At 67.1% G+C, this 11,109-nt stretch carries 11 protein-coding genes; 7 read left to right on the forward strand and 4 right to left on the reverse strand.

What is annotated here, in order from left to right:
• The coding region (locus E1293_RS38385; protein WP_424923718.1) for an IS701 family transposase at positions 1–950 on the reverse strand (950 nt) is incomplete at its 3' end.
• Positions 951–1,077: 127 nt separating this feature from the next.
• Here E1293_RS38385 and E1293_RS48910 point away from each other — a divergent pair.
• Complete coding sequence (locus E1293_RS48910) at positions 1,078–1,941, forward strand: restriction endonuclease (protein WP_207939341.1); 864 nt, start codon at positions 1,078–1,080, stop codon at positions 1,939–1,941.
• Between the two features lie 551 nt (positions 1,942–2,492).
• On the opposite strand, the gene E1293_RS38395 is transcribed toward E1293_RS48910, so the two are convergent.
• Entirely contained in the window at positions 2,493–2,687 is a 195-nt protein-coding gene (locus E1293_RS38395; RefSeq protein WP_132203604.1) for a hypothetical protein, read from the reverse strand.
• Positions 2,688–2,884: 197 nt separating this feature from the next.
• Here E1293_RS38395 and E1293_RS38400 point away from each other — a divergent pair, with 197 nt between their 5' ends.
• The 3 genes from E1293_RS38400 to E1293_RS48915 all read left to right on the forward strand — a co-directional run bounded on the left by E1293_RS38400 (position 2,885) and on the right by E1293_RS48915 (position 5,917).
• On the forward strand, positions 2,885–3,658 hold the full coding sequence (locus E1293_RS38400; RefSeq protein ID WP_132203606.1) for an RNA polymerase sigma factor: 774 nt from the start codon (positions 2,885–2,887) through the stop codon (positions 3,656–3,658).
• A gap of 683 nt (positions 3,659–4,341) precedes the next feature.
• A complete protein-coding gene (locus E1293_RS38405) occupies positions 4,342–4,902 on the forward strand; it encodes a SigE family RNA polymerase sigma factor (protein WP_132203620.1) in 561 nt (186 codons plus the stop codon).
• A gap of 367 nt (positions 4,903–5,269) precedes the next feature.
• The gene (locus E1293_RS48915; protein WP_207939342.1) at positions 5,270–5,917 is read left to right on the forward strand and encodes an SHOCT domain-containing protein; all 648 of its coding nucleotides are present in this window, start codon (positions 5,270–5,272) and stop codon (positions 5,915–5,917) included.
• Positions 5,918–6,332: 415 nt separating this feature from the next.
• Here the strand turns inward: E1293_RS48915 and E1293_RS38415 are convergent, their stop codons facing one another.
• Both E1293_RS38415 and E1293_RS38420 read right to left on the reverse strand, forming a co-directional pair.
• On the reverse strand, positions 6,333–7,112 hold the full coding sequence (locus E1293_RS38415) for a site-specific integrase (RefSeq protein WP_165978578.1): 780 nt from the start codon (positions 7,110–7,112) through the stop codon (positions 6,333–6,335).
• Between the two features lie 21 nt (positions 7,113–7,133).
• Positions 7,134–7,580 carry a hypothetical protein gene (locus tag E1293_RS38420; protein WP_165978579.1) on the reverse strand — a complete coding sequence of 149 codons (447 nt, stop codon included), beginning with the start codon at positions 7,578–7,580 and terminating at the stop codon, positions 7,134–7,136.
• A gap of 15 nt (positions 7,581–7,595) precedes the next feature.
• Between E1293_RS38420 and E1293_RS38425 the strand changes: the two genes are divergently transcribed.
• The 3 genes from E1293_RS38425 to zwf all read left to right on the forward strand — a co-directional run.
• Positions 7,596–8,027, forward strand: a complete 432-nt coding sequence (locus E1293_RS38425) for an integrase core domain-containing protein (RefSeq protein WP_165978580.1) — start codon at positions 7,596–7,598, stop codon at positions 8,025–8,027.
• Between the two features lie 130 nt (positions 8,028–8,157).
• Positions 8,158–8,802 carry a hypothetical protein gene (locus E1293_RS38430; protein WP_132203614.1) on the forward strand — a complete coding sequence of 215 codons (645 nt, stop codon included), beginning with the start codon at positions 8,158–8,160 and terminating at the stop codon, positions 8,800–8,802.
• A 1,032-nt stretch (positions 8,803–9,834) separates the two neighbouring features.
• The coding region (gene zwf, locus E1293_RS38440; RefSeq protein ID WP_165978581.1) for a glucose-6-phosphate dehydrogenase at positions 9,835–11,109 on the forward strand (1,275 nt) is incomplete at its 3' end.

The following is an 11,109-nucleotide window of genomic DNA, read 5'->3' on the forward strand; positions in this document are numbered from 1 at the left end:
CCGGCCTGGTCACCGGCCTGGTCACCGGCCTGGTCACCGGCCTGGTCGCCTTCGGGGGTGTCGTCGGGATTGATGGCGAGCATGGCCCAGTCGTAGGAGCGGACGCCCTTGGTTCCGGTGCCGGTGCGCATGCGCTGCCATCCGCCGTCGCCGATCAGCCGGACGGCTTTGCGGGCGGTGGTGGTGCGCGGGCCGAGGGTGACGGTGTGGTCGTGTTTGACGGCCATCACATACCCCATGCCCAGGCTGCGGACGGTGCGGCGCAGGTCGCGGCCGCCGTACACCTCGTCACCGGCCACGCAGGCGGCGCCGATCCCGCGGTGGCAGGCGTGGGCGAGCATGGTGGCGGCCAGTTGCGACTTGGTCGCGAACTCGACCTCGTCGGGGACACCGGCCAGCTCGCGGCGTTCCTCATCGGCCGCCCAGTCTCCGGGCAGGTACAGGCGGCGGTCGATGATCGTGTGGCCCCGCGCGGTGGCCAGGGTGAGGTTCACCGTCACCTGGCACAACGCGACCCCGCCCAGGCTGCCCGAATACTGGCGGGCCGCGCCGACACAGTCGGTGGAGGACTTGGCGTCCCCGGTCTCGTCCACGATGAACACCGCGTCCCCGCCGGCGTGCCCGCTGTCATCGAGGTCGGTCAGGTGCCCGGCGGCCCAGGCCGCGGTCTCGTCCAGGACCTGGCGCTCGTCCCATTTCGCCCTCGACAGCAGGTGCTGCAGCCGGTGCGGGCCGGTGTGCCCGAGCGCTTCGCCGAGCGTCCAGCAGTTGTGGTCCTCCAGTTCCATCAGCAGGCCCAGTACGAAGTCGCGGACCAGCCGCCGCGGCTCGCACCTGCGGAAACAACCCGCGATCCGGGCCATCACCGCATCCAGGAAACCGGCCCGCCGCTCATCATCGGCATGCGCTATCGTGCCCCCGACGGCCGTCGGGGTTTCTGTTTTCGTCACACAAAACAACGATCCGGGCGGCCGTCCCGCATGTCCGGGACTCCACCCGATCGTGATCACCCCCAGCTGCCCCGCCGACCAGCAGCGACATACCCGAAGTCACGATCTACAGCTGCCGTAACAGAGCGTGATTCCCACCGAACGGTCCTACAAGTACACCCAGAAGCGGGACGCCATCGATCCACTCGGTCGCCCGCCCAAGGAGGTCAAGGAACGGTACGCCTCGGTCATCGCCCAGGTTGCCCTGCGCACGCTGCACCACATCTTCGCCGTCAACGTTCCCGACGTCGTCGGGGCCGCCACCTTCGGCGGCTTTGCCCAGGCCAAGGACAAGGCCACCGGCCAGCCAATCAGGCCCTATCTGATCAGCGTCAGCGCGACCAGAGAAGCCTTCGGTGAACTGGTCCTGGCCGAACTGGATCCTGTCGCCTGCGTGAAGCAGAAACTGGGTGCGCTCGTCTCCCCGCACCCGTACGACCTGGAGGCCGTCAAGCCCATGGTCGATTTCGAGAACCTGCTCAAGCAATTCGCATTCGTCGAAGGCATGGACGCGGCTGCCGGGCTGGACAGCCGCCCCGACCTGATCGACATGACACCAGCCGAGTTCGAGCACCTGGTACGACAACTCTTCGAGGCCATGGGCATGAAGTCATGGGTCACCCAGGCGTCCAAGGACGACGGCGTCGATGGCGTTGCCACCAATGAGGACCCCATCTTCGGCGGACTGTGCATCATCCAAGCCAAGCGTTACCGGAAGGCAGTCGGCGTCGACGCCATCCGCGAACTCGCGGGGACGATGGAGGACAAGCACGCCACCAAGGGCATCATGGTGACCACCTCGTGGGTGACCAAGGGCGGGCACGAGCACGCCAACCGTCACGGCCGAATGCAGGTCATCGAACACGAAGAGTTGAAGTACCTACTCAAGGAACACCTCGGGCTCGACGTGCTCATCAGCCTTCCCAAGCCACCCCCGAAGGGCCGCAAGTGAAAGGCGCTCCGCACTTCCCGGGGACGTTAAGGGTGAAGCCTGTCAAAGCCACCCGAAGCTTTCGGCCAGCGACCGCATCACATGCCGCCACACCGGCAACTCGCTGCCGTCGTGGGGCCGCAGGCCGGGCATGATATCCGTCGGTTCCCTGATCGCGTCGGCTATCGCGTGCGCACGCCGGCAGGCCCGGCCCACACCCAAACGTGTAAGGCGGTGCAATCGTTGTGGCTGCCAGCATCGGATATCCGACCGCGACCATCAGCCAGGGTGTTGGCGTCAACGGCGCCGAGAACTGACCTGGGATCACGCAAGCTCACGGTACGCAGAGCTTTGGCGGGAGCCGTCCGCGCGACACGGCCTGGCGGCTGGATCGCCTACCTAATCAGCCTCGGTGCTGGTCTAGGAGCCGCGGGTGACTACAATCTGAGACAGGGCGCTCCCGACAACGAGAGCCGCCTGAGGGCGGAATGTCAGCCCCTCAGGAAAACGATCAGCAGCGCGCCGGCCGCCCCGACCGCGGTCGCGATCCGCGGGTGGACCGTTCTACTTGTCTAGCTGCGGGCGATGATTCTGTTGAGCAGGCCGATCGACACCGCCAAGGCTCCACAGCCCGCAAGGGCCGCTTGGGCGAGGTCGTGCTGGGCGAGGAAGGTGAGGCAGCCGGCAGTTGCTCCGGCCAGGAGCGCGATCGTGAAGATCAACGCGGCACGGAGGGTGAGTAGGGCCGGCGGGTTGAGGTCGGGCACGGGATCTCTCTCTCGCTGAGCAGACGTCTTTGCTCAGCTTTAGTCTTCGTCTTCCGGTGATCCCTCGCCCCGGAGCGCTCGGGGATCCATGCGTTTTCTGCGTGAGGGGCGTGGGGTGGAACGCGGGTGGCGACTATAGGCAGGTTCGAGGGCGGCTCGCCGATGGTGACGGGCCGCCGCCCTGTCGAAAGGACTACATGGACGAGCGCCCCCGATCACCCGCTCGGGCTGGGCCGACTACATCTGAGGAGCCCTCGCTCGACGAACTGGAATTCGCAGAAGGACTTGACGATCTTCTGCGCCTCCCCGCGGACGCCCGGCTCGCCGATGCGATGCAGGTAGAAGCGCGGCTCGCCGCAGAGATACGGACAAATGGGTTCTCCGGGCAGGCCTGGGCCATCATCGAGGACACCCTGATCGATTATGGGTACCAGGTGATGACCCTGCTGCTGAGAACCGGTCTCATTTTCGCCCGGTGCGCGGAGAACGGCCTGTTCCTCCCGGCCCAGCACATCTCGCCGGATGAACAAGGTGATCTGGCGCAGGAGACGGTCGTTGCCGCGTTGGGCGCGTTCCAAGACAGCTTCGCCAGGGGCAAAGGCTGGGATCCGGCAGGGCACGCAGGTTTGCGCACGTTCTTCCGCCGCGGGCTGCTTCTCCAGTTCGCCAACGTTTGGCGTAAGCGGATACGAGCCGCCCCACCCGCTGATGGGCCGAGGCTTGACGAGCTGACCGAAGTGCCCCATCCAGGGCCAGGGCCATTGGAGGTGTGCGAGCAGCGTGATCTCCTCCGTCGCGAACTCGCCGACATCAGCAGCGAGCGGACCCGGGTTGCCCTGGTCCTGACCGCCGACGGGTACGAGCAGGAGGAGATCGCCGAGATCCTCGGCGTCACCGCGCGGTCGGTGGAGGGCTACCTCAGGCGTCACCGTGAGCGAACACGCCAGAAATCGCAGGAGGAGGGCAGGTGACCATGGCCGGAAACCCCACCAGGGCCAGCGAGCCGACGCGCGCGACCGCTCCCCTGACCGGATCGCCGATGCTGCCGGCTGAGCAGGTGGCCCTGCTAGTCGAGGAGTCGTCACTGGGAACAACCGGGGCGCGGCAGCTTCGTGATCGCACCCCTCCGCGAATCAAGGAAGTGATCAAGGCCCGGGCATACATCACCGGTACCAACCCTGATTGGTGGGACAACCACTGCGGCAACCCCGAGGCCCTGGTCGCCAAGGCCGAAGAGGTGGCACCGGAGCGCTGGGCAGTTGCACTGACCCTGCTTCGCCTCGCCGCGCAACTCGGCCACCGCGAAGCAGCGGCGGCGATCAAGGGCGAGGACGGGGCCGTGTCAGACGTGGCCGAGACTGTCACGCCCAGCCAGCACCAGACCCCGCGTGATTTCGCTGATTTTCACCGCGAGCACGTAGACACCCTGACCGACGTGCTGCGCAGCGAGACCGGATTGTCGGAGCAGGACGCTCGCTTGGTCATGGTCCACTCCATGACCTGCGCCTTCGACGAGTGGGAAGAACTGCGCACACGTGAGCGCCCCGAAGACCTAGTACTCGGCCGCGCCCTACAGCACTGCCGCAGCGCCAGAGGAGGCCGTGCACCGCACCAGAGCGAAGAATCCCCGAGCACCCGCGATACTGGACTGCGCATGACCGGCGCCCTGACCGTAGCCGCGGCCCCGGTCCGCGCTGGGGCGGGCGATTGCACAGCGATCGAGTCCCGGGACGCCGACCACGCGGTCACGCTGCTGTACGCCTCGCAGTATCGATCCCTGGTGCGCTTGGCCGCCATGCTCGTGCGGGACGCCGGGACGGCCGAAGAGGTCGTCCAGGATGCCTTCGTCGCGATGCACGGCGGCTGGCGCCGCTTGCGCAGCACTGACAAGGCTCTGTTGTACCTGCGCCAGTCCGTGGTGAACCGGTCGCGGTCGGTACTCCGGCACCGCGCCGTCGAGAAGTACGCCCCCAAGGGGAGGCCGGACGTGCCGAGCGCGGAGGCCAGGTCCATTGGGGAGTTGGAACGCTCGGCGGTCATCGACGCGCTGTCCCGGCTTCCGGCCCGCCAACGGGAGGCACTCGTCCTGCGCTACTACGCCGACCTCTCCACTGGCGAGATCGCGGGCGCGATGGGAATCAGCCCAGGCGCAGTGAAGGTCCACACCGCACGGGGAATGGCAGCCCTGCGTTCAGTCCTTGAGCGTTTTGAATGAACAACGACTCAATGCGCCGACTCACGTTCTGTCTGGCCCGACCATCCGAACACTGTTCGAAAGCGACAATGCTGACCCCATCGAACCACCGGTACGCCACGACGCCCGACCTGCTGCGCCGCGACTTCACCACCAACGCGGCAGGCCACAGATAGGCCGGAGATATCACCTCAAGGGGATCCGGCCAGACGGGGTGACCTTCGCGTGTACAGGCCAGCCATCGAGGAGGCCTCTGCTGGATGGGGAAGACGGCCGACAACCTCGAAAGCGCGCCGGAGCCGGGCGTCAACCACAACCGCTAGAAGCGCGTCTAACCAGCGCAAAGACCACTCCGCCCTCCAGGGGCCTGCGCTGAGCAAGGTAGGCGATGACCGTTCACTCCGGCCACGAACAGACGATCTGGGAAGGCGAGTCCCGCAACGTCACCGCCCGCGCCACCGGTGGCCGGTTCACCTTGCACTACCGGCTCACCACCCACTACCTGTACTTCGAAACCGGCGGGATCGGCCTCACCAAGCAAGAACAAGTCCCGCTCATCAGCGTGCAGGACGTCGATGTATCCCAGACACTGCTGCAAAAGCGGCAGCGAATCGGGAACGTGCTCGTCCACATCGTCCGTGCCAACGGGCAGCGCGAGACCGCGGTCCTCGACTCGATCCTGGAACCGTCGCAGGTACGCGACCTGATCAACCACACCGTCCACCAGGTTCGCATCGCGGCCCACCAACGGCAGATCGACGAAGCCCGCGACCTCGGCACCCACCGCTACGAGCACACCGGCCAGATTCCGCAGACACTCGGAGGCCACCCTCAACTGGCAGCGGCAGCAGGACAACTCCAACCGGGGCCACCCGTACAGCAACCCAATAGCCTCCAGGCCACCCCGGCCGTCCAGGCCACCACGCCCGAACAGGTCATGGCACTCCTCAGACAACTCGGCGAACTCCGCGACGCCGGCGTCGTCTCCCCCGAAGAATTCGAGGCCAAGAAAAAGGACCTCCTGGACCGGCTCTGACCCACGCCTACTCAGAGCCGCCTGCGAGGACGCACTACGATCACCACACCCATGTCGGCTCGTTGTCTGCTCGGCGGTTCCGAAACGGATCGGCACCACGCGACAGAGGGTGGCACGGATATGCCCCTGGATGCGGACAGAGCGGTACAGTCCGACACTGAGAGCACTGTTCTGATACGAGAGCAGTAGACTTTTAATCCGTAGGCTGTGGGTTCGAGTCCCACGCGACCCACCACCCTGACCAGGGAGAACATGTATCAGTGGGCATGTGGATGATCACGCCTGGGGCCGACCTGAGACCGCCCTGGGGCCCACCCCACCGCACCTCCCAGCGCCTCACCTTCTACCACCCTCGGGCCGAATACAGGCATGCCTGTGGCCTCGCACCACCCGAATCGGGACCGGCGCGCCAGCGCTAGGTGACTAGTCCTTTCGCAACTCGCCAGCCGGGAATAGGGAGCGGAAGCTCACGATCACGCCGCCACGGCCGCGGGACGCGGACGGACACGGCCCGGTAGCCGCACCCGGGTGCGCGACCGCACCGATTCGGGGCGCTCGCTGGACGACCGGCGCCGCACCAGACCCGCCCGGGTGCCACTCGCCCCCAACGGCCCCGGCGCGCCGGGGCCCGGCCGCGGCGGCGGGCGCTGCCCGGCACCACGCCTGCGGCTTGCAGCAGGTACGCGGCGGTCTTCTCCGCGGCGGTGTGCGCGACCTCGGGTAGGACGGAGGTGTAGGTGCCGGCGGTCAGCACGATGCTGGAATGCCCGAGCATCTCCTGTACCACCTTCAGCTGCACCCCGGCCACGAGCGCCAAAGTGGCGGCTCCGTGGCGCAGGTCGTGGAGCCGGATCGGCGGCACATCGTGCTCGGCGATCAGCTGCTGGAACACGTGGGTGAGCCAGCCCGGCGCAACCGGGTCACCGTTGAGGTTGGTGAACACATATCCGCTGTAGCGGTACCCCTCGCCATAGGCGGCCGCCTCCGCCCGCCGCCGCGAGCGGTGCGCGCGCAGCGCGGCAATGGTGGTGCGGTCCAGCGCGGTGACGCGGGTGCTGTGCGCGGTCTTGGGCGGGCACACCATCAGCCGCCCGTCACGTCGTTGGAGCTGCCGGCAGGTCACCGCGGTGCCCCCGTCCAGGTCGACATCGCACCAGCGCAGCCCCGCCGCTTCACCGCGCCGCAGCCCCCGCAACGCGATCAGATGGTAGGCCGCCTACAGACGATGCGCGGCGATCGCGTCCGGGAACTGCGCGGTCAGCGCCACCGTCCACACCGCCACCGCCGGCCGCTCCCCGGTCTTACGCCAATGCTGGACGCGGGCGGCGGTCCACACCACCGCCCGCGGCCGCCGGGTCGGCGGCAACGCCACCAGCGACGCCGGGTTCTCCTCCACCAGCCCCGCCCGCAACGCCGCGTTCAACGCCGCCCGCAGCGTCGCGCGGATCCGATCCAGCGTCGCGGCCGACAACCGCCGACCCGCTTCCTGATGCTCGCGGGCGATGACGGCGAACATCTCCTCCACATGCGCCACCGACACCTCCGCCAGCAACAGATGACCCGGCAACGGGGTCAGATACCGCCGCATATGATCGGCGTAACCGGTCACCGTGGACGGCGCACCCTGGTGGTTATCCAGCCACCGCTGCAGCCACTCGGCCACCGTGAGCGGACTCCCGTGATCGACATCGGCACCCGGCGGCTGGTGGGCTACTCGATGGCCGAGCACATGCGCGCCGAGCTGGTCGTCGATGCCCTGAACGCCGCGGTGCACACCCGCGGCGGCCAGGTCTCGGGCGTGATCTTCAACTCCGATCACGGCGCCCAGTACACATCGACCGCGTTCGCGGCCGCGTGCGCGGCGGCCGGGATACGACGCTCGATGGGCGCGGTCGGCCCCAGTGCCGACAACGCCCTGGCCGAATCGTTCTTCGCCAGCCTCAAACGCGAGATCCTGCCCATCGACGGCTGGCCCACCACCGCCCAGGCGCGGCTGGCGGTCTTCGGCTGGCTGACCTTCTACAACATCCACCGCCGCCACTCGGCCCTGGGCTATCTCAGCCCGGCCGAGTACGAGAAGCGATCAACTATGCTGACCGCCGCCGCATAGCAATCGGTGTCCACAATCAAGGTGGAAGTCCCCTTTGTCCCACGTTGTCCTGGGTGAGTGCTTCCCTGACCACAAGCGTCCTGCACTCGCCGCGGTTCTGGCCGACTACCCTGACGTCGAGGTACGGCAGATGCTCTTCCACAACCGTACGGTCTATTGCGAGCAGATTTCGCTCGACGACGCTAGCCTTCCGAGCCCTGGCAGCACCGCCGCGACGCAGGGCAAGCCTCGACGCATCGGCTCACTGAAGGAGCGACTGAGCCAGTTGCGCACGGCCGAAGAAGACCAGCGAACGGACGCCGAGAATGCTAAGCAGTTGGTGCTCAGACCTCTCGGCCAGATAGCTCAGGCTTTCTCCGCCCTCAGGCAGTTGCCACCCGGGGGTGCGAAAACTCGGCTGAATCCTGGGCCCAGCGCGGTGCCTGCACATCTACGGCAACGGACCGCTGGCATCCCCGGCGAGATCGTCCGCTTCGAGGAGGGCATGACCGTGATCGTCGCAGATGCCGACGACCCGTTTCGCGTCGTGGTGGCGGCTGCCGCAATCCAGGTTCTCAGCGACCAGCACGTCCGCGTCCACGGACATGTCAAACGCGAGGAGCCTGATCCTTCTGCGGGGGTGACACACATTCCCGTGTGGAGCGACTCACGCGACGCTCAGATCGATGAGGCCGCCGGCGTGACCGAGAGACTTCTCGGCGAGTTGGGACACGCCTTCTCCCATGCCTTGCCGGAGTTCACAAAGACCTGCGAGGCGGCCGCAGAAGCTCGCTGAACCGGCGCCCCGCCCCTTGAGCGTCCCGCTTATGCACTCGCTGTCGGCGGTGAAGCCCGAAGCCGACCCTTGATCCGTCCGAAGGGTGTTGCGGATCATTCTTTTCATTCCAAGCGGTGCGCTTCGTCGTCGCGGACCGGTTCGGCTACGGTGACGCCGTGCAGGACGTGGGCAAGGATCTCTGCCCCGTGCACCAACCTGGGGCCGGGGCGGTTGAAGTAGGCCGGGACCGTCCAGGGTCCATACCTGTCCGGCCCCTCCCCCTTAGTCCTTGAGCTTCCGGTTCCCGAGCCCACACTGGGCGCTGCAGCCTGCAAGCCCATCGCCGAAGACTCGGCCGGGCCGGGCTGGAGAAGGGCACGGAACAGACGCTCGACGAACTCGCCCAGCGCGCTCCACTCCTGAGACCGAAGTTCACCATCACGATCGTCCAGCCCGGCGTGTCCAAAGCCCGCGTGTCCGACGACCAGCCTCACCTGCTGGCCTGCGCCGAGGTCTACGCGATGGACACTGCCAACAGCGTCCTCCAAGTGATCGTGCATCCCTGACCACGAACCGCGGCCTGTTCGAGGCAGCAGAACGGTCGTCTGGGGTTAGTGCAGGCGGCGCAGCGGCCTCGGATGACGATCCCCGTGGCGGCGAAATCCGCGAGGTCGCGTCGCGCCAGCGACCGAAGGTCTCCGAACTCGCCCTCGTGGAGCGCGGTGACGCGGGCGCGTCCGTCGCAGACGGTGTGCACGTGGGGATGGTTGGTCAGGCCGTATGACACGCTTCCCGATCGCCGGAGTGTGCACGATCTGGAGACGCTCGAACAGCGCCGGCGTCCGGTAGACGGTCGAAGATCCATGGCACCCGCGTCGGCGGTCGAGTGACCGTCCGCCTCGGCGAGCACGGTCAGGATGAGGTCGCACGGCCGGAACGACACGCGAACCGGGATCGATGGAGACGAGGCGACACCTATGCGTCCGGCGGGACGCTTGTTCTCCGGATGGCCGAGGCGGCAAGCTGTCAGCCGAGGAGAGGGGGCCTGCGATGGAGCGAGCCGACGCGATGGTCCTGTTCGGGATCACTGGGAATCTTGCGTACAAGATGCTGCTGCCGGCGTTGTACCAGCTGACGGCGGACGGGGTGCTGGACCAGCCGATCGTGGGGGTCGCCAAGACCGACCTCGACCTGACCGGACTGCGAAGTCGGGCCCGTGAGGCCTGCGAGGACAAGCACGACAAGGTGGACGACGCGGCGTTCGAGAAGTTCGCCGGGAACCTCCGGCTCGTCGCGGGCGATTACACCGACGGCGCCACCTTCGATGCGATCCGCAGCGAGGTCGGCGACGCGGGATTCCTCACCCACTATCTTGCGGTTCCTCCTTCGCTGTTCGCGACGGTCGCCGAGGGCCTGGCCAAGGTCGACCTGAACAGGAACGCCCGGATGGTCGTCGAAAAACCGTTCGGCAAGGACCTGGAGTCGGCGCGGGCGTTGAACGCCGAGTTGCTGAAGTTCTTCGACGAGGACCATCTGAGGCGCGTCGACCACTTCCTCGGTAAGGAGCCGATCGAGGACCTGCTGATGTTCCGGTTCGAGAACATGCTCCTGGAGCCGATCTGGAACCGTCACTACGTCGACAACGTGCAGATCACGATGGCCGAGGACTTCGACGTCGCCGACCGTGGCTCGTTCTACGATGCCAACGGCACGATCCGCGATGTCGTCCAGAACCACCTTCTGCAGATCCTCGCGCTCCTGGCCATGGACACGCCGCCGTCGACCGACGCACGCGCTTTCATCGACGAGAAGTGGCGGGTGCTGCGCGCCGTCGAGGCCGTCGCGCCCGGCGATGTCCTCCGCGGCCAGTACGACGGCTACCTCGCCACCGAAGGCGTCCGTGAGGGTTCGACCACCGAGACCTACGCTGCGCTGCGCCTGCGCATCAACAACTGGCGCTGGGCCGACGTCCCGTTCTACATCCGCTCCGGTAAGGCACTGGGCACCACCGATCTGGAAGTGGTCGCCCAACTCCGCACCCCGCCCATCAGCTTCTTCGACGGCGCCCCAGAACCCAATCTGATCCGCTTCCGCATTCAGCCCGATGCGGGGGTCACATTCGACCTGCTCGCCAAGGTCCCCGGGCGCGACAGCACCCGGCGAGTCCCGCTCAGCGTGGACTTCACCAAGGTCCTGGGCCCGATGGAAGCGGCCTACCAGCGCATCCTTACCGACGCGATGACCGGCGACCCCCGCCGCTTCGTCCGCTTCGACCTGGCCGAAGAATCCTGGCGCATCATCCAGCCCGTCCTCGACCTCCCCACC

This window comes from Actinomadura darangshiensis (assembly GCF_004349235.1).
GTDB lineage: Bacteria > Actinomycetota > Actinomycetes > Streptosporangiales > Streptosporangiaceae > Spirillospora > Spirillospora darangshiensis.